The sequence below is a fragment of the Rhizobium sp. CG5 genome (assembly GCF_023701945.1).
GTDB lineage: Bacteria > Pseudomonadota > Alphaproteobacteria > Rhizobiales > Rhizobiaceae > Allorhizobium.
Window position 1 is genome coordinate 1 of sequence record NZ_JABAEF010000040.1, and the last position, 19,143, is coordinate 19,143.

16 protein-coding genes and 1 pseudogene are annotated in these 19,143 nt (G+C 59.3%); 11 read left to right on the plus strand and 6 right to left on the minus strand.

What is annotated here, in order from left to right; all coding sequences use genetic code 11:
• The coding region (locus tag HGO38_RS30650; RefSeq protein WP_502941670.1) for a transposase at positions 1-185 on the minus strand (185 nt) is incomplete at its 3' end.
• 85 nt (positions 186-270) lie between these two features.
• On the opposite strand from HGO38_RS30650, the gene HGO38_RS30655 reads away from it, so the two are divergent.
• Positions 271-654, plus strand: a complete 384-nt coding sequence (locus HGO38_RS30655) for an SH3 domain-containing protein (RefSeq protein WP_250959592.1) — start codon at positions 271-273, stop codon at positions 652-654.
• A 135-nt stretch (positions 655-789) separates the two neighbouring features.
• Positions 790-1,464 carry a phosphotransferase gene (locus HGO38_RS30660; protein WP_250959580.1) on the plus strand — a complete coding sequence of 225 codons (675 nt, stop codon included), beginning with the start codon at positions 790-792 and terminating at the stop codon, positions 1,462-1,464.
• A gap of 268 nt (positions 1,465-1,732) precedes the next feature.
• On the opposite strand, the gene HGO38_RS30665 is transcribed toward HGO38_RS30660, so the two are convergent.
• Complete coding sequence (locus HGO38_RS30665; protein ID WP_250959581.1) at positions 1,733-2,386, minus strand: hypothetical protein; 654 nt, start codon at positions 2,384-2,386, stop codon at positions 1,733-1,735.
• Positions 2,387-2,546: 160 nt separating this feature from the next.
• Between HGO38_RS30665 and HGO38_RS30670 the strand changes: the two genes are divergently transcribed.
• The 3 genes from HGO38_RS30670 (at position 2,547) to HGO38_RS30680 (ending at position 5,334) form a co-directional block, all read left to right on the plus strand.
• On the plus strand, positions 2,547-2,759 hold the full coding sequence (locus HGO38_RS30670) for a helix-turn-helix domain-containing protein (RefSeq protein WP_250959593.1): 213 nt from the start codon (positions 2,547-2,549) through the stop codon (positions 2,757-2,759).
• 128 nt (positions 2,760-2,887) lie between these two features.
• Complete coding sequence (locus HGO38_RS30675) at positions 2,888-3,103, plus strand: AlpA family phage regulatory protein (RefSeq protein WP_250959582.1); 216 nt, start codon at positions 2,888-2,890, stop codon at positions 3,101-3,103.
• Between the two features lie 560 nt (positions 3,104-3,663).
• Positions 3,664-5,334: a recombinase family protein gene (locus tag HGO38_RS30680; protein WP_250959583.1), complete on the plus strand. Its 1,671-nt coding sequence runs from the start codon at positions 3,664-3,666 to the stop codon at positions 5,332-5,334.
• A gap of 179 nt (positions 5,335-5,513) precedes the next feature.
• On the opposite strand, the gene HGO38_RS30685 is transcribed toward HGO38_RS30680, so the two are convergent.
• The gene (locus HGO38_RS30685) at positions 5,514-6,587 is read right to left on the minus strand and encodes a DUF2218 domain-containing protein (protein ID WP_250959584.1); all 1,074 of its coding nucleotides are present in this window, start codon (positions 6,585-6,587) and stop codon (positions 5,514-5,516) included.
• 462 nt (positions 6,588-7,049) lie between these two features.
• Here HGO38_RS30685 and HGO38_RS30690 point away from each other — a divergent pair, with 462 nt between their 5' ends.
• A complete protein-coding gene (locus HGO38_RS30690) occupies positions 7,050-9,182 on the plus strand; it encodes a TonB-dependent siderophore receptor (RefSeq protein WP_250959585.1) in 2,133 nt (710 codons plus the stop codon).
• A gap of 59 nt (positions 9,183-9,241) precedes the next feature.
• Here the strand turns inward: HGO38_RS30690 and HGO38_RS30695 are convergent, their stop codons facing one another.
• Entirely contained in the window at positions 9,242-10,135 is an 894-nt protein-coding gene (locus HGO38_RS30695; RefSeq protein ID WP_250959586.1) for a helix-turn-helix domain-containing protein, read from the minus strand.
• A gap of 1,330 nt (positions 10,136-11,465) precedes the next feature.
• On the opposite strand from HGO38_RS30695, the gene HGO38_RS30700 reads away from it, so the two are divergent.
• From HGO38_RS30700 to HGO38_RS30720, 5 genes are all read left to right on the plus strand, one after another.
• Complete coding sequence (locus tag HGO38_RS30700) at positions 11,466-12,632, plus strand: nucleotide sugar dehydrogenase (RefSeq protein WP_250959587.1); 1,167 nt, start codon at positions 11,466-11,468, stop codon at positions 12,630-12,632.
• A 380-nt stretch (positions 12,633-13,012) separates the two neighbouring features.
• Positions 13,013-14,197: a polysaccharide biosynthesis/export family protein gene (locus HGO38_RS30705; protein WP_502941671.1), complete on the plus strand. Its 1,185-nt coding sequence runs from the start codon at positions 13,013-13,015 to the stop codon at positions 14,195-14,197.
• A 124-nt stretch (positions 14,198-14,321) separates the two neighbouring features.
• Positions 14,322-14,954 (plus strand): hypothetical protein, encoded by a 633-nt coding sequence (locus HGO38_RS30710; RefSeq protein WP_250959589.1) that lies wholly within the window; start codon positions 14,322-14,324, stop codon positions 14,952-14,954.
• A 61-nt stretch (positions 14,955-15,015) separates the two neighbouring features.
• Positions 15,016-17,298, plus strand: coding sequence for a polysaccharide biosynthesis tyrosine autokinase (locus HGO38_RS30715; RefSeq protein ID WP_284739618.1), 2,283 nt, complete (start codon positions 15,016-15,018; stop codon positions 17,296-17,298).
• Complete coding sequence (locus HGO38_RS30720; RefSeq protein WP_250959590.1) at positions 17,288-17,968, plus strand: hypothetical protein; 681 nt, start codon at positions 17,288-17,290, stop codon at positions 17,966-17,968. The genes HGO38_RS30715 and HGO38_RS30720 overlap by 11 nt, the downstream gene beginning before the upstream one ends.
• Positions 17,969-18,020: 52 nt before the next feature.
• Here the strand turns inward: HGO38_RS30720 and HGO38_RS30725 are convergent, their stop codons facing one another.
• Positions 18,021-18,830 carry an SGNH/GDSL hydrolase family protein gene (locus HGO38_RS30725; RefSeq protein WP_250959591.1) on the minus strand — a complete coding sequence of 270 codons (810 nt, stop codon included), beginning with the start codon at positions 18,828-18,830 and terminating at the stop codon, positions 18,021-18,023.
• A 110-nt stretch (positions 18,831-18,940) separates the two neighbouring features.
• Positions 18,941-19,143 (minus strand): annotated as a pseudogene (locus tag HGO38_RS30730) (UTP--glucose-1-phosphate uridylyltransferase); the annotation flags it as partial.

Genomic DNA, 19,143 nt, shown 5'->3' on the forward strand with positions numbered 1-19,143 from the left:
GCCGGATCATAACCCGGGCGGCCGGTCTCCTTCGCCGTCACACGGATGAAACCAGCTTTCGCTAGGTCCAACTGATCAACGAAGGCTTCGATGAAGCGGACCGGGTTGTCCGGCCCAACGTAATCATTGACCGCCTCCGGCAGAAGCAGCAATTGCGCGCGATCTGTTCCCGAAAGATGTGCCATGGTAAAGTCTACCACGGCAAATCTATTTGCGGAATTGTCGGCGGTTGATGATGCCGTCTGTGGGCGCCTCGCTGGTGGGATGAGCATGAAAAGGTCTGTCGTTAAAGATCATAATGCAACATATCCGGATCCAATCGCGGTCAAAGCCGGCGACATAGTCACACTGTCCGGAAGAACGGATATATGGGATGGACATACTTGGCTCTGGGCAGAAGGCCCGGACGGCAAGGCTGGGTGGGTACCAGACTCTCTCGTGAGTTCCAGCGATGGGGTGATGCGAGCCCTTCGCCAATACCACGCCACCGAGCTCACATGCCAAAAAGGGGACAGTCTACTCGTCATCGAAGAAGCGCACGGGTGGGCATGGTGCCAATCAGACAACAACAAACAAGGTTGGGTACCATTGCAGAACCTTTCGCCCGCAGAGTCCTGCGAAGTCCTCCATTGTCAGAGGCCCAAAGAGTTTTAGGACGATCTGCCTAACATTCGCGCCAGATGGCTTTGACCCGCTTCAGTTATTGCCTGCATGCGCTGCAAGTCGCAAGTTTCTGGCAAGAATAGCGGAAGGGGAATTATGGTGCGACCGCCAGTCGATCGATGGGGCGTGACGGCAGAACTTCTCCCGCTAGTGGGAGGACACCGCAATCTGGCGTTCAAGACACTGGGGCTCCCGCGCGAATTAGTCTTCAAGACCACCCGGCGCACGACTGCCGCTATCTTATGGCTCGTGCAGGTCCAGCAGATCGCCAGGCAGCACGGGTTCGTGGTTCCAGAACTGATCGAGAGCCGATGGGGCCAACTCGTCGAGGACGGCTGGACGTGCGAAACCCATGTTGAGGGCACTTCGTTTGCTCCCGAAGAAATGCCGGCCATTCTTCCGCTTATCTCAGACTTCCATGCGGCAACAGCCGATCTGCCGCAGCGTCCAGGCTTCTTGTCCTCGGTCGCGTTGCTAGATGAAGTTTCTGGGGGCGACGTTGATCTGGATACCATGCCGGTTCAGTTAGTGTCCCGCTGCCGGGAGGCGTGGCGTGGTGTCCAAGACCGCAAGGATGCTATCATCCATGGTGATCTCAACCCCGGAAACCTGATCCGATGCTCGGATGGCCGTACCGCACTGATTGACTGGGACGAGTGCCGCCGCGATCTTGTTCTGTTTGATTTGGGAACACTGCGAGAAGGTGACGAGGCCGAGCGCAAGGCACGCCTAGCTTGGGAGGTGGCGTGTTCATGGCTGGTGGAGCCGGATCATGCCAAAGAGATCGCAGCGCAATTATGAGCGACACTCCGCCTTGCTCGTGTTGTTGGCGTCGTGTCGCAAATGTTTGTCGCAAAACGTCGCCTTTTGCGTCTGAGTTTTGCGACAGAAATTCCCCTGAATAATCAGGGCCGGTGATTTTGTCGCGAAAGTTAGGATTTACGACCATTGCGCCGAGCGCGGGGGACCGTTCCGGTCCGATAGACGACAATCCTGTCATTGCTGCCAGACCGTTACCACCGGGTTGAAGAGGCCCCTCGACCGAGACCGGTGGCCCCTATCGACGCTTTCAAGGCGCAACGCCATCGGCGCCATGCCTCGCTATGCGCGTAAGGTCATCAAGCGCCGATCGAATGTGAGGCCAAGGATACTTAGAGCCATCCTCCCAGATATTGCCTTCGCGCAGCACAACTTCGAGTTTGGCCGCTACACCGTCCAGCGATGTCGCAGGCGTAGTGGCCATGGAGTCGAGCAGGTCCGATGCTCGATCAGCGGAATCCCGCTCGGCTTGCACCGTGGCTGAATAACCGATGTCCCTGTCGGCCCTGTCCCATCGCAGCTTGTGAGCCGAAAACTCAGCCTCGGCTTCCGCGCAGGCTGCCGCCTCCTCAGGCGCCACACGGAGCACATCACGGATTGCCTCGCGCGAATACGCAGCCACAGGCTCGCCATCGGATAGCCGAATGACTGAGAAAGGAAAGCCCACGGTATCTACGAGGTGCCGTTCGAGACCTTGCTGCCGACGGCAAAGGCGTTCCGTCAGACGGTGGGCATCCTGCCATTGACGCCAGAGCGCCAGGACAGGGTCCGAGGATGCCTCTCGCATGACCGTGTCCAAGGCGAAGGCACCGGAGCCCCATGCTCCCATCGCCATGGCGGTACCTGACAGCATCTTCCTGCGGGTGACGAACGGCAAAGTCGTGGTATTGTCAGAATCAACCATGATCTGAGCTCCGAACAGCTTGGGTTGTGGTCAGGCTGAGTGGAGTGTTCCCGCACTCCGCTTAGCCGCTTGCATGAGTCAAATTATATCACAGACATAATTTGGCGGCTCGATAAATTATGTCAAGGTAATAATTTTGATCACAGAAGAGCAAATCCGAATGGCACGAGCGGCCCTGAAATGGGGTGTCCGGGATTTGGCCCGCGAAGCTCATGTGACGGCAGCGACCATTACACGTATCGAATCTGGCAAATCGGCGCACGCTTCAACGCTAAGCGCCATTCAAATGGCGTTCGAAGGTGCTGGTATCGAGTTCATCCCGGAGAACGGCGGCGGTCCGGGCGTGCGGCTGGCAAAGAAGATCACGCGTTAGACTTACGTTTTTTCCGCTCTTCCTACGCTGCGGTGCGATCGCGACTAAGTAACTGTTGCATAGCGATTATTTCCTGCTTTGACTGGTCTGGCGGCAGTCAGAAACGAGCAGCAGAAGGTAGCATCGCCATGCCCGCATCAGACCGTATCGTCCGGCTGAACACCCGGCGCTCCCGCACGAGCCTGTCCCGCTCCACGATCTACCGCAAGATCGCAGAAGGCACGTTTTCCGCCCAGGTCAGGATCTTCGTCAACGGCGCGGGCTGGCGTGCACCCGAAATCAATCGCTGGATCGCCAACCCCGTCGCATGGCGGCCGGAGGGAGAGCGCGGCGATGGACGATGACGGGAGCCGCACCGACAGAGAGAGACCGGCGAACGACAACCGTGCCCCTCATGGAATGGAGAGCGAGGGCAAGGCCAAGGCTCCCGGAAAGCTTGACGCAGCTGTGCTGTCCATTGCGCGAATGATCGGCAGGCAGATGGCGCGGGAACACTTTGAGGCGCAGCAGCCCGCCAACGACAACAGGAGAAGAGGCACGGCGGATGATGTTTAGCAGCGTCGCTGCCTGTGCGGACCACCGAAAACGGCTTGCCTCAGAACTCTGCTTGCAGTTAGGATTCGTGTCGAGGCCGCACAGTCCGAAATCTGTATGGTGCTACGAAAGCCTTTTTTGGCTTGAACAAGCGGGCCAGAGCAAAGTCGCCCCCTCAAGGCCGAGCCGCTAACGCGGTGGCGCGTACCGCGCCAGCCTTGACCGGCCGTCTTCGCTCCGGCGTTCGGCCGGGACGCAGGAAAGGCGAATTGCGGGCGCTGCAACAGCGCCCGTCTCGGCCACGAATGCAGCCGTCGCGAACGCCGCTGACCATGCCGCCAGTGTTGCGGACAAACAAGGAGACATGCCCATGACCCGTGTTGCCCTCTATGCCCGCTATTCCTCCGACAACCAGCGTGACGCTTCGATCGACGATCAGTTGCGCCAGTGCCGTGAGCGCGCCGCGCGCGAGGGCTGGACCGTGGTGGAAACCTACTCTGACCGCGCCATCTCTGGCGCATCGCTCATTCGCCCAGGTATCCAGTCATTGCTGGCCGATGCACAGGCAGGCCGCTTCGAACTGGTTCTGTCGGAGGCGCTGGACCGCATCAGCCGCGATCAGGAGGACGTGGCCGGCGTCTTCAAGCGCCTGCGCGTCGCGGGCGTAACGATCTTCACCTTGTCGGAAGGCGAGATCAACGAGCTTCATGTCGGCCTGAAGGGCACGATGAACGCCCTGTTTCTCAAGGACCTCGCCATCAAGACCCATCGCGGCATCCGGGGCCGCGTCGAGGCCGGAAAGATCGGCGGGGGCAACGCCTACGGCTACCGCGTCGTCCATCGGCTCGACGCACACGGCGAGCCGATCCGGGGCGAACGCGAGATCATCGGGGAACAGGCTGACATCGTGCGGCGCATCTTCCGCGAATATGTCGCCGGCAAGGGGCCGCAGCGCATCGCCGCCGACTTGAACCGCGAGGGCATTCCAAGCCCCACGGGAAAGCGCTGGAACGATGCCACCATCCGGGGCAACCGCATCATCAGTTCCGGCATCCTGAACTGTGAGCTTTATATCGGCGTCATCCGCTGGAACCGGCAGAAGAAGCTCAAGAACCCCGACACCGGGCGCTTCACCTACCGGCTCAACCCGGAACAAGAATGGATACGCGCCGAGGCACCGGAGCTTCGCATCGTGCCGCAGAAGCTGTGGGACGCCGCCAAGGCGCAGCAGGACAAGCTGACCACCCTTTACCAGAAACAGATCGACAGTTCGCGTGATGCCGTGCGAGCAGCGAGAAGCAACGGGTTGAATGCCACCCATCGCCCGCGCACGCTCTTGTCCGGTCTGGTGTTCTGCGGCTGCTGCGGAGGCTCCTATGCCCGACGCGGACAGGACCGCGTCACCTGCTCTAATCATTTGCTCGGCAACGGCTGCGACAATGCCCGCACCGTCCCTGGCAAGGCGCTGGAAACCCGCGTGCTGGATGGCCTCCGTGAGCGCCTGATGACTCCGGACATGATGGCGGAGGCCATGAGCGCCTTTGCACTGGAAACCAACAGGCTCAACCGCGAGCGCCGCAATTCCGCCGAAGCCAACCGCCGCGCGCTTGCCGAGACTGCAAAGGCCATTGCCGAGATCGTGCACGTCATCGAGCAAGGCGGCTGGCATCGCGCGCTGTCCGAGCGGCTGACGGAGCTCGAAACCAGACAGGACGGCCTCACGGCGCGTCTCGCTGATATCCCGCAGGACGTTCCCGACCTTCATCCAGGAATCGCGGAGACCTATAGGCGCAGAATCGAGCGTTTGACCGAAACGCTTTCCCATCCCAACAGCGCGCTAGAAGCCGCAGACACCATCCGTGAGATCATCGATCGCGTTGTGGTCACCCCAGGCCAGAAGCGCGGCAGCTATAGCATCACCCTGCAAGGCGAACTTGGCACTATCCTCGACTGGATCGACCGCAGCGGGAAACCCGATTACAAACCCAGGACAGACGCACCCCAATCCCGTTTGTCGGCGTCGGTAAATGCCCGGGCTTGACCCGACCATCCATAACCAATTGAAACTATGGATCCTCGGCTCAAGGCCGAGGATGACTGAGCTGGCACGGTTTGTCCTCAAACTCACCAGTCTGTGGTGACCGCGCTAGACGCGGTCGCTCCATTGCAGCGAAAATGGATCATGCTTGACATGGTGGGTCGCCGGTTGCGATGCCCGAATCAGCCGGGAGCGGCGACGCCGCGCTCCCAGTACCAGGCCACAGATTTCAGCTTCCGGTCGTGCTGGCGGGTTTTCAGGACGCTCTTGATGGCGCGCACATCCTTCTTTTCGCCGGCGACCCAGATGAAGGTGTCCCCATCGAGAGGGGCAATGGCTTCGATCGCCGCGTCAGCGAGCATGGCCGTCGCGCCAGGCGGGTAGGAGGCGCGGTGCAGCCATCGCACATCGAGCTTTGCCCTTGTGGCGAGCAACTGCTGTTCAGCCTCGTTCTCGACCTCAATGATCGCCTGCAGGTCGGTGCCCGGTTCCGCTTCGGCGACAATGCGGGCGATCGCCGGCAGGGCCGATTCGTCACCGACGAGCAGGATCCGGGCTGCCTTCGGCTTGTCGCTGCCGCCGGGGCCAATCAGCGCCACCGTCTGGCCCGGCTCTGCGTCACGAGCAAAATCGGCGCCCGGCGTTGCAACACCGGGGGCCGGATGCTGGAGAAAGTCGATCCATAACTCGCCGCGCTCCACATCCACGGCGCGGATCGTATAGATGCGCACGACAATCTTGTCGTCGCCTTTGGGCCAGGCGAGGCGGCCATCTTCGTGGATGCCGGGCCAGACCGGCGGCCGTCCTTTGGGCGGGATCAGCAGGCGGACATGCATGTCGTCGCGGACGAAGGGCGACACGTCTGCACAGGCGAACTTGACCCGACGCATGTGTGGCGTCACATCCTCCGCCGAGACGACGGTGACCTCATAGAGGTTTGACGGCGATGTCGGCGGCGGCAATTCCGACCAGCTCAGCTCAAACGGATCGTCACCGGCAAAATAGAACAGATGCTCGGCGAGCATGGTTCGTACCAGCTGCAGCGATTCCTCGCTCGGGCTGATCAGGTCGATCAACAGTCGATCGCCCTCGGCACGAATATCCGCCGTGCCGATGTCGCTTTTCAGCAGGACATTGTTGCCCGTGCGTAGAACGTCGGAATGCTCGATGAAATGTTCGGCGATTTCGTCGAGCATTCCGATCGTATCCTTCGGCAGCGCGGTGCCGGAAAGCTTATATCCTTGGGTTGCGCTCATGGGTGATGTCCCCTCTTCAAATCTGCGATACGAGCCGACACCTCTTGTGGTCGCCATGCCAGATGGACCCGTCATGCGGTGCCTGCCGACCGGCGCCTATAATCGTGCCAGGAGCGCCTTGCGTCGAGGTCGGCGCCAATGCTCCACGTCACTAAGTTGACTGTCCGTCTCATGTTCATTCGCGCAGGTCAAGCCTTGGCAGATCTGTTGCGGGAGCGCGCTGAAGTTTCCGGGGATTCCTACAAAAACGCCGAAACTTACAATACCGGACAAATTACCTCAAGTTAAAAGGTCAGGCAGGGGATGTCAGATTTTCTGTCGTCAGCCTGCAGCCGGAGAGGGGACCTTCGCTGCGCCGGCTGCTCAGATGCTCCACAGGACGATCTTCGCTAACGCCTTTTCGGCCAGCCGGTACCCCGACCGGTTGCCAGCAATCGAAACGTCAACATCTGGAACGTGAACATGGAAAAGTTAAAAGCAGGCGGCAACAGTGGACGGGTTCTGATCCGCTACCGGAATGCGGTTCTTCTGGGATGCACGGCGCTGGTTGCCTTCGCGCCTTTGCCGGTCGTGGCACAGGATGCGGCAGGTCAGGCGAGCGGGACCGTTCTCGAGACGATCACCGTCGATGGCGGGGGCACTTCCGGAGATGACGATTCCAAGTCGATCATCGCCAATTCGACGACCGGCGCCAGCAAGATGCCGACCGACATTCTGGATACGGCAGCTTCGGTTTCCGTGATCACCGCAAAAGAGATCCAGCAGCGGGGCGCCGACAGCATCGAGCAGGTGCTGCAATATACTCCCGGCATTACCACCGACTTCTACGGCGCCGACGATCGCTTCGACTATTACAAGATCCGCGGCTTCGATGCCTGGGCCTATCGCGATGGCTTGACCCTTGGCGACCCCTTCGGCGGCGTGCGCGAAGAGCCCTATGCTTTCGAACGCGTCGAAGTGCTGAAGGGCGCGAGCTCCACGGCTTATGGTGTTTCCGATCCGGGTGGTTCGGTCAACTACACGACCAAGCGGCCAAAGAGCGAGAAGTTCGGCGAAGTCTACACAACAGGCGGATCGTACGACCATGCCGAGGCAGGCTTCGATTTTGGCGATAACATCACCGAGGACGATACGCTCTCCTATCGCCTGACCGGCAAGTTCCAGAAGTCGGACGCCGAATACGATTATTCAAAGGATGACGAGCAGTTCATCATGGGCGGGCTGACCTGGCGGCCGACCGACCAGGCCACCGTGACGCTGGTCTACGATCATCTCGACCGCGATGGCGTTCCCGGCAGCGGCGGCTATCCGATCGGCACCGATTTCGAAACGAACCGCTTCTTTGGCGAGCCGGATTTCAATTATCGCGGTACCGATCGCGACACGGTCAGCCTGTTCCTCGATCATGATTTCGGCACCGGCCTGACGTTCAACTCCAATCTGCGCTACAGCAACAGCGAGACGGACTTCGGCTATGCCTATATCGCCAGCACGCCGACGGATGGCTCGACCCTGGCGCCGCGCTATTTCTACGCCAACGACTCGACCGAAGAGACGCTGATCGGCGACGCGAATTTCACCTATGAGACCTCGTTCGCCAATGTCGAGAGCCGCACCCTGGTCGGCGCCACGGTCAACGACACGTCGAGCACCTCCAAGAGCTGGTGGGATCTGGCGCCGTCCATCGATTGGACCAATCCGGTCTATACCGGCGCGCCGACATCCCTGTCGCAGATCGAGGATACCGCCACGGATCAGCTGACCAAGGCGCTTTATCTGGAGCAGGATTTCACCTTCTCGGAAAAGGTGATCGCGTCCTTCGGGCTGCGCAACGACTGGATCGACACCACGGTGACCGACAACCTGACGCCCGCCAGCTCCAGTGACGGTTCGATCAGCGAATTCTCCAAGCGCGTCGGGCTCACCTATCGCTTCACCGAGGAATTCGCCACCTATGCCAGCTACGCGGAATCCGTCGCGCCACCGTCCAACGGGGTCGAGCCGGAACGCGGCGAACAGATCGAGGTCGGCATCAAATACCGTCCGGACGACTTTCCGGCCATGTTCACCGCTGCGGTCTACGACCTGACCAAGACCAACATCACCCGGACCAACCCTGCCACGATGCTCGAGGAGACGATCGGCGAGGCCCGCGTTCGCGGTATAGACCTCGAGGCAAAGACCGAGCTGACCCATGATCTCAGTCTGACGGCGGGCTATTCCTATCTGGTGTCCGAGATCGTCGAGAACGGCACGCAGGGCAACGAGGGCAACGAACTGTCGCTGGTGCCGCGACAGACGGCCTCGCTGTGGCTCAACTATACCCGCGAGGGCAATGACGTTGTGGGCGATATGACCGTCGGACTGGGAACCCGTTACATCGGCGAGTATTTCCTGACCGACGAGAACACCAGTTCCAGCGGCGACGTGTTCGTCTTCGATGCGTCTCTGGCCTACAAGATCCAGCCGAACACGACGTTCGAACTCAACGTCACCAACCTGTTCGACGAGAAATACGTGGCTTATGGCGGCTTCGGTGCCGATTTCTACAATCCGGGTCGCGCCATCTACGCAACGCTCCGGCAGACCTGGTAAACGACAGCACCCGTCCCGATGGCATGTCGGGTCGGGTGTGCCGATCGCCAGCAAGCGCTTTAGATCATCAGCTGCATGCGGCGCCAGGCGGCGGGCGTTTCGCCCACCGTCTGGCGAAAGGCCTTGGTCAGGTGCGCCTGATCGGAAAAGCCAAGCTGGGCGGCAATATCGGCAAGGCTCAGGTCCCCTTCGACCAGCAGGGCCTGGGCAAGCTCGATCCGCCTGGACAATTGCCATTGCAGCGGTGTCTTGCCCGTCGTCTGCTTGAAGACGGTGGCGAACCAGCTTTCCGAGAGGCCGACGGTGGCCGCCATTTCGGCAACCGACATGCGGTCGTCGCCACGCGCATGCAGGCGCGAGACGAGCCTGTTCAATTGCGCCTGGGTCAGCCGGCTATTGGCCTGCTCACCGGTGTCCTGCGGCAGGTCTAGAAGGGCGGTGGCAATGCCGCCGACCAGGCTTTCGGCATAGGCTGCGTGTCGCGACGGGTTGGCGACCTCGTCGACCAGCAGGCCGGCCAGCGTATCGATTGGTCCGACATCCTGGATTTCGACCGGGCGGCGCAGCGCCGAGCGCGCCACGGAACTGCCGACCGACGGCGTCAGGAAGCGCAACAGGCGGTCCTTGTGCAGATGCAGATCGAGATGCGAGAAGTGATGCCACGAGGTGAATTTTGTCCATAGCGGCACGCCGGCCGGCACATAGACGGCGCGCGTCATCGGGCGGTCATGCTGCCCGAAGCCGCTTTCGCGGTTCGCCATCCGGATATGCGGCGAGACGTCGTTGAAGAAGATCACGATGCGCGGATCAGGCGACAGGTAATAGGCATTGGCGCCGGCTTGCCCCTCCGCGTCCCAATAGACGCTCATTAGCCCGTCAAGGCCACGCCATTTCGCCGGTGCGAGCGGACGAATGCCGTCTGTGTGGCAGATCATGGAATGTCGATAGCTCAAGATCGAAGCCGCCTCCGTCTGGACGCACAGCATGCCGGTATGACAGGCCATTGCGACAAAGGAAGCCAAGTGGCCGTGTCGCAAAGGTTCTGTGGGAAACCGCAATCACGCTTCAGGTCTGCTGTATTTATGATGAGACTAGTTATCATGTTTTCTGGCAGTGGCAAGCCGACTGCTGCGACGGATCGCCCGCTGGATCCGGTCATGGACGTCCATGAGCCCCGACGTCACAAAGGTTTCTGGAAACCCGCGACCTTGCCAACACGACGCATGACGGACCCGACAGGCGCTTTTTTGGGGATTTGGAGCGATTGCCGTGTCGATGTGACTTTTTTGCTTGGAGGGTGGTCATTCTCGTATTAGACAGTTTTATGACACAGAAACCATATTTGCGCCAATTCGGCGCATTGACGGTTTGGCTTTGGGAGGAGCGGTCACATGACGATACGCATGGGAAGCGTAATGGTGAGCACGGTGCTGTCGCTGATCATCTGGGGCAGTATATTCCTCGTGCTTCGATAGTCCTGAATGGACTGACTGCTCGGGAAAGTCGCTAAAAGCACAATTGGAAGCGCCGACCGCTTTGTAGCGGGATGCCGTGCCATGTGCTGGTTGATTGCCGGATCGCATGTAATCTCGATGAGCCAGGCGCGGTGATGTCAGCGAGGGGACATTGCCGGCCGTTGTTGCATTTTGCAATGCAGCACATTTTTCCCAGCCTCCCATGATCTCGACCGGCCCCATTCATCGGTGCTCTGTCATCCACGATGCGGCGCCCGGTCACTCGGAATGCTGCGACGCGGCATGGAAACGTCTCCCTTCACCATCCATAAACCCGATCTGAGCGGCCAACATTGGGTGCTTCACCTGACCATGTATAAATTCGTCAATTCACAATGGCATTGTATGTCTGAACTCGAATTCTCGATCGCCGAGTGCCATCGTTTGTAAAAATCCGGGATATAATGCAATTCAGTCGATATTACGATCCGCAAACCTGCGGAATATATCGGTTCTGATGCGGGCTGAAGCGCTCATATCGTATGGTTAAGATGTTGTTATTCGAAATATATTTGGAATACAAACGCGCTCTGTTTCCTGTGTATTCAAATATTGCGTTTTGGTGATGGTTAATTTTTCGGAATTTGTGTCTGTGCGCACTGCGCCGTCCTGTCAAGCACGGCCCAGTGCCCTAAATCAGTCAGGAAAACTCCCGGCAGAGTGGCCTCACAGGGTTGCGTTGCACCATTTTGCCGGGTTAGATATTTCACAGATGAGATTTCGCCGTGCCAATTCTGCCCACCCCGCGAGACAACCAGGAAATACTAAGATGAAGATTGCCGTCGCTGGCCTTGGGTACGTGGGTCTTTCCAACGCAATACTGTTGGCACAGCACAATACAGTCGTCGCATTCGATCCCGTCCAGAAAAAGGTCGATATGCTCGCCAGTGGCATTTCGCCGATTGTCGATAATGAGATCCAGGACTTTTTGGCAAACAAAGTTTTGGATTTTAAAGCGACCGCCGACAAGGTCGAAGCCTATACCGGCGCGGATTATGTGATTGTTGCGACGCCGACAAACTACGATCCTGTCACCAACTACTTCGACACCCGTTCGGTCGAGGCGGCGATTTCGGATGTGATGGCAGTCAATCCGACGGCCGTGATCGTCATCAAGTCGACAATTCCGGTCGGTTACATTTTGCGGGCCCGCGTGGAGATGAAGACCGAGAACCTTATCTTCTCGCCGGAATTCCTGCGGGAAGGCCGTGCTCTGCACGACAATCTCTATCCCTCGCGGATCGTTGTCGGCGAGCGTTCGGAGCGGGCAGAGCTGTTTGCGAAGATGCTTCTGGAAGGGGCGATCAAGAAAGACGTTCCCCTGCTCTTCACGGATCCGAGCGAAGGGGAGGCCATCAAGCTCTTCTCCAATACCTATCTTGCGATGCGTGTCGCCTATTTCAATGAACTCGACACCTATGCCGAGAGCCATGGCCTCAACGCCCGGCAGATCATCGACGGTGTGGGCCTCGATCCGCGGATTGGCAACCACTACAACAATCCGTCGTTCGGCTATGGGGGCTATTGCCTTCCAAAGGATACCAAGCAGTTGCTGGCCAACTATAGTCAGGTCCCGCAAACCCTGATCCGCGCCATCGTCGATGCCAATTCCACGCGCAAGGACTTCATCGCAGACACCATCGTTCGCAAGCAGCCGAAAGTGGTGGGGATCTACCGCCTGACGATGAAGGCCGGTTCCGACAATTTTCGCGATTCGTCCGTCCAGGGCATCATGAAGCGCATCAAGGCAAAGGGCATCGAGGTCGTGGTCTACGAGCCGACGATGACCGAGCCGGAATTCTTCCGCTCCCGGGTCGTGCATGATCTGGCGGCCTTCAAGGCTGAATGCGACGTCATTCTCGCCAATCGATCGTCCGCCGAACTCGCCGATGTCGAGGCGAAAGTCTACACGCGTGATCTGTTCGGCGTCGATTGATTAATGAAGTGCTAATATTAGAGAATATCAACGTATAGCATTCATCCGTTGCTGTTCAGGCCAAAAGACATTGTGAATTTTGCTGAATATTACCTTCATTCCTGCCGGTACGGTGGCCTTGGACGTTTTTTCTGTGAAATTTAACGCATCTTGAAGTGCTTATGTGAACTCGGCTGTGGCGGCAGATTGAGGTATAAAATCCTGGATTTACTCATTTAAAATGTTTTCGATGATAAAGGTGTGACTGGCGGGCAACATTTGAATTGTTTGATTCGCTTGTTTGGATGCCAAACTGGACGCTGCTCTGGATAATTCTCGTTGTTGATGACATAGGTTCTGATAAGGCTTGGGGGCTTGAATACATGATATTATCGAACCGAATGATTACTGTCATTGCGATGTCGGCTCTTCTCTCGAGTTGTACGTCCTTTCCCAATTCGGGACCGTCCTATCGTTCCATCGATGGTTCGGCAGCCGTCAAGGTGAGCACCGAGGGTCGCAAGGTCGGCATTGATTATGTATTGATCGATCTCGAAAAGAGCATGCTCGGATATTTCGAGACCGTAAACGAAGCGTCGTTGAAGGACGGTTTTGGCGGCGGTCGCGGCGGACCTCCAAGCATTCCTCTGGGAATTGGCGACACTGTCGAGGTTTCGATCTTCGAATCGCAGGCGGGCGGCCTGTTCATTCCCAGCGACGCTGGCAGCCGAGCAGGCAATTTCGTCACCCTTCCGGCCCAGACGATCGATAGCGCCGGCAATCTGAGTGTGCCTTATGCGGGGCGCATCAATGCCGCGGGACGGCCGAAAGAGCAGGTGGAGCGGGAGATCGAGGACCTCTTGGCCAATCGTGCCATCGAGCCTCAAGTGATTGTTTCCGTCACCGCCAGCAAGTCCAGCCAGGTGGCTGTTCTGGGCGATGTGAATTCGCCGCAGAAGGTAGAGATTACGTCGGGCGGCGAGCGGGTTCTGGATGTGATTTCGACCGCCGGCGGCATCAGTTCGCCCGGCGTCGAAACCTATGTAACCCTGCAGCGCAAGGGCCGCACCGCAACGGTGTCCTACGAGAAGCTGTCCAATACGCCGGCCGAAAACATCTACCTGGCCCCGGGTGATACCGTGTTCGTCGATCGCGAACGTCGTACCTATCTGGCTTTCGGCGCCTCCGGCCAAAACGGCCGCTTCGATTTCGAGGAATCCAACCTGTCGCTCGGCGAAGCGCTGGCCAAGGCGGGCGGCCTTCTCGACAGTCGCGCCGATCCGGCCCAGGTGGCCCTCTATCGCTCGGTCGATCGCAAGACGCTGGAGAAGATGGGGATCAACACGTCGCAATTTGCTGCGGCCAGCATTCCGGTCATCTTCCGGGCCAACCTTCGGGATCCCTCAGCCTTCTTCGCGACCCAGAAGTTCGCAATGCAGGACAAGGATATTCTCTACGTCTCGAACTCCGACTCTGTTGAGTTGATCAAGGTTCTTGATGTTGCCAATGCTGTCACGTCGTCGGCGTCTGGAATGTCGTCTGATGCAGTGGCGACGCGCGATGCAGTCGAGGAGTTGGCCAACTAAGAAGTCTTGGGATCGCGCATATTAAACATGATTCGATCCCAGGACTTACTGGCATTGCAAAGTGGCGTTGCTGACGGTAAACTATCCGTTAAGATTTAATGAGTTTTGAAGGGACACTAACGAGATGTCGAACACTCTCCTCAAGGTCGGAGCCAGCGTTGTTCTCGCTTTGCTCGCCTCCAGCATCAGTACAAGCAACGCCTTTGCACAGGCGGCTGGCTGCTTCCAGTCGCCTGCAAAGTTGAATGAGGCGGAGATCAACGCCTTCATCGCTTCGCCTGCGTCTCTTTTGAGCGAGAACCCGACCGGTGGTCTGCCGATGTCCAGCCGGGTGCGCGCACTCTCGGGCTCAAGCGCTGACACGCTGGATCTGATCATTTCTCTCGTGGCCCAGGCAAGCCCGGAACAGAAGGCCGCGATTGGGTCTGGTCTGGCCCGTGCGGCGCGGGCCTGCGCTGCCGTGAACCCCGAATATGCAGCGCTGATCCAGGAAAAGGTCGCTGGCGTGACCGATCCGGCCGTGATCACGGCCTTTTTGGCCGCATCCAATGAAGTGCAGACCGCAGCGTTGGGCGCTGGGGCTGCGGGTGGCGGCACTGCGGCGGCGGGTATCGGCGGCGGCGGCACGGCCGGTGTCGGTTCAGGTAATGCGGGAGGCGATGTCACAACCGCGCAAAGCACATCCGGTTATTCAACCAGCGGCAGCGGTCAGTATTTTGCATCGGAGCAATCGTCCGTCAGCGCCACCAATCAGTAACGGCGTGACGCAACGGCCTGTCTGTGTCGCAGCGGGAGCTCGATTTGTATGAGGTGCTTGTTTGCTATCACCAGATAGAATCGCTTCCCGCCAGCGAGACGATTGGGACAACGACGAGAATGCCGGCGACGGCATTGATGTCGACAAGCTGATCTCAATCTTTCGCCGGCAGTGGCGTGTCGGCATGGTGTCGATCATTGCGGCCGTCGTCGTGGCGGCGCTCTATGTGTTCACAGCGGTGCCGATGTATACCTCGGTCGCCAGTGTGCTGATCGACCGCAGCAATAACGAGATCGTCAACCAGCTCTCGACGATCGGCAGCATGGTCGATGACGAGCCCTCGGTCCTGAGCCAGATGGAGCTTTTCAGATCGGATGCGATTGCCACGGCGGTTGTGTCGAAATTGAAGCTGATCGACGATCCGGTCTTCCTCAATGGATCGACCTCTCCCCTGTCTTCGGCGATGACCTTTGTCAGGTCGCTGTTTAATGTTTCCAGCTGGTTTGCCGCGGAAGAACCCCTTCTCGATGAGACGGAGGCCAAGACAACCGAGGCCGTCGGGATCATTCTTGAGAACCTGAGTGTGGGTCGTGCCGGCCGGAGCTATGTGCTGCAAGTCGGTTATACCTCGCCGTCGGCCGAGCAATCAGCCCGCATCGCCAACGCGCTTGCCGAGGCCTATCTGCTCGACAAGCTCAATTCGAAATACGATGCGACGCGCCGCGCCAGCGACTGGCTGCAGGAGCGTATCGACGAGCTGAAGCAGAAGGCGCTCGACTCGGATTTCGCGGTGCAGAAATTCCGCGGCGAGAACGGCCTCGTGGCGGCCGACGGGCGACTGATCACCGACCAGCAACTGTCGGAACTCAGCAGCGCCCTGATTATCGCCCAGGCGGAAACCGCCAAGGCAGCGGCCCGCTATGACCGGATCAAGTCGATCATCGATGCCGGCCGTACGGACGCCATCGTGACCGATGTGCTGGACAGTTCGATTTCCAACGACCTGCGTCAGAAATATCTGGAGGCTTCGAAGCTTGAGAGTGAAATCTCCAGCCGGCTCGGGCCGAACCATGCCCAGGCCGTGCGGCTGCGCAGCGAAATGCGCGAATACGAACGGCTGATGTTTGCCGAACTCGGCCGCATCGCCGAGAGCTATCAGAGTGATGTGACCGTGGCCCAGTCGCGCGAGAGCGCCTTGCGCCAGAGCGTCAAGGAAGCACAAGGGGTCAGTGCGCTCGCGGGAGAAACGCAGGTGCAGTTGCGCGAACTCGAGCGTTCCGCCGAAACCTACCGCAATCTCTACCAGACCTTTCTTCAGCGTTTCCAGGAAGCCACCCAGCAGCAGTCCTTCCCGATTACCGAGGCCCGGGTGATATCCCGCGCCACACCACCGCCGGGGCCAAGCAGCCCGCGCAAAGCGCTTGTCCTGGCGCTCGCCATCATGCTGGGCGGCGCCTTCGGCGCGGGGCTCGGCGCCTTCCGCGAATTCCGCGATCGGTTCTTCCGCACCGGCGATCAGGTCCGCGAATCCCTCGGCCTTGAATTCCTCGGTGCCGTGCCGGCGGTTGCCATCGAACCCTATAAGATAGGTCCGGCCGGCGGCGAGAACCCGCGCAATATCCGCAAGGCCAGCAGCATCAGCAACTATGTCGTCGATCATCCCCTGTCGATGTTCGCCGAAACCCTGCGCAGCGCCAAGATCGCCATCGATCTGGGCGTCAAGGAGAACCGCGCCAAGGTGATCGGTATCGTTTCAACTCTGCCCGGCGAGGGCAAGTCGACGGTGGCCGTCAATTTCGCCGAATTGCTGGCCATGCAGGGCGCAAGAACCTTGCTGATCGATTCCGATCTGCGCAATCCCGGCGCCACCCGGGCCATCGGCCGCAATGCCGAGGCAGGCCTGCTCGAGGCCCTGATCGACAACCGCCCGGTCCGCGACCTGCTGTTGCTCAATCAGAAGACCAAGCTTGCCTTCCTGCCCGCTGTCGTCACCCGCCGTGTGCCGCATTCGTCGGAACTGCTGGCATCGCCGGCGATGAATGCCATTATTGAGACCGCCAAGACCGGCTTTGACTATATCATCCTCGACCTGCCGCCTTTGGGACCGGTCGTCGATGCCCGCGCCATCGCCGCTCGGGTCGACAGCTTCATCTATGTGATCGAATGGGGCAATACCTCGCGCAAGGCCGTCAAGTCGATCCTGGCCAGCGACATGGAGGTCTATGATAAATGCGCCGGCGTGGTGCTCAACAAGGTCGATGAAGAGAAGATGAAGCTCTATCGCGCCTATGGCTCCAGCGACTATTACGCCTCGCGTTATCTGTCTTACTATCGTGAAGACTGACAGCCTGCACAAGGGGCCGGCCTATTCTCCGGCCCTGATCGGTTTCGCGCTCATCGCCGGCCTGCTGCTGACATCCAGCATCTGGCAGCAGGTAACGACGGCGCGCTTTGCAACCCTGATGCTGCTGGCCAAGAAAATCGAACTGGGCCAGCCGGTTTCGCGCGATGCCATTCCGACCTATATTCAGCAGGTGCCGGATATCGTCGAAGCGGGCACCTGCCGCTCCGATGTCGTGCGCGCAGGCTTGACCGTGGTTCTCGCCGACCTCGATCGTCAGAACTCTACGGATGACTACGACGCCTGGGCCGCGGCCATGGAGCGTTCGCAGAACTATCTCCGCCATGCTTTGTCCTGCTTGCCAGCCGATGGCAATCTCTGGCTGCGGCTTGCCATGGTGCGATTTGCCGTGGCCGCCGAGCCCCGCGAATTGGCCAGCCTGATGAGCCAGTCGGTCAATCTGGCGCCGGTCGAGCCCAATATCGTCGCGGGACGCTTTGTCATGTGGAACAAGATGAACGCCGCGACACTGCAGGAAGCGTCAAGGTCTGTTGAGAGCGACCTCCGGCTGCTCCTGAGCCAGGCGCCGCCGCTGCGGAAATCGATTCTTGCGGCACCGAGTCCATCCCTGCTTCCCTATGTCGAAAAGGCAGCAGGCCCGGTTCGACCATAAACGCGGATCCGGATTGAGCCGGCAGGCCAAGGGGTGTCGGGATCCTGTCACGTCACTGCGAGCGGTGGGGTCGACAGTCCTTGTCCGGAACCAGATGGGCAAGCAGCACGGGGACCATGATCTCGGAGACTTTTGATGTCGTGGGATGCAACCCGTCGGGAATATGCAGGGCTATTTCGGCGTTCGTCAGCGTGTTCCAGTGCGGCCGGAAATCCACGAAGGTGACATTGCGGCGCTCTGCCTCCTGCCGGTGCGCCTCGATGTAGGAGGCAAGGAACGGCCTCATCCAGCCGCGAAATCCATGCGGCGGGTTCATGGCCATATAAACGATCCGGGCGGCCGGGACGCCTTGCCGCAAGGCGCCCAATACCCGCGCAATGTTGGTCCGGCTGCTGTCCACGCTCATAATATTGTTTATCGCCGCGTCATTTTCTGAAAATTGCATCAGGATGACCTGGGGGGCGGCGGCAATCACCCGATTGACATTGTTGACCGCCCAGGTGCTGGTCACGCCGACATCGGCGATCACTTCGACGGATATGGGGCCCGCAAGACAGGTTGACATGGCATTCTGCAATGCCGAAGGCCAGTCGGACCGCGCGGTGAGAGAATTTCCGAAGGCGACGATTTTGAAGGAAGAGGTTTGCACGGACATAGAGGACTCGCTTCCCATTGCGGCCGAACTGAACGCGGCGATCAGCAGCAACAATGCGGATCGAACAAAGTTACGGCTCAGCCAAAACAACAGTCTTTGCTGGATGGATCTCGAGTTCATCGGAAAAGGATATAGCAACGGCCCGCCTTGGCAAGTTTGTCGGCGCTCCAATATGGAGCCGCCCTTCACCCGAAATGCCGGATACATGTCCGGTCACAGGAGGGGCAGGGCGGTATCCGCACACCCGACACGCGAGTTCTGCGTGCCGGCGTGGGGCTGGCGTTGAAACGATAAGGCCAGCCCCGTTCAGACCCGCCCTATTTCAAGGCGGCAACGATGGCTTTGAGCTGCGCTTCGACGGTGGGACGGATGTCGTCGCGTGCAAGAGCAAAAGCGACATTGGCGAGGATGAAGCCATCCTTGGCGCCGGTGTCGTAGGTTGTGCCGCGGAACGGAAAGGCGGTGAAATCCTGCTCGGTCAGCAGCTTCAGCATGCTGTCCGTCAACTGGATCTCATTGC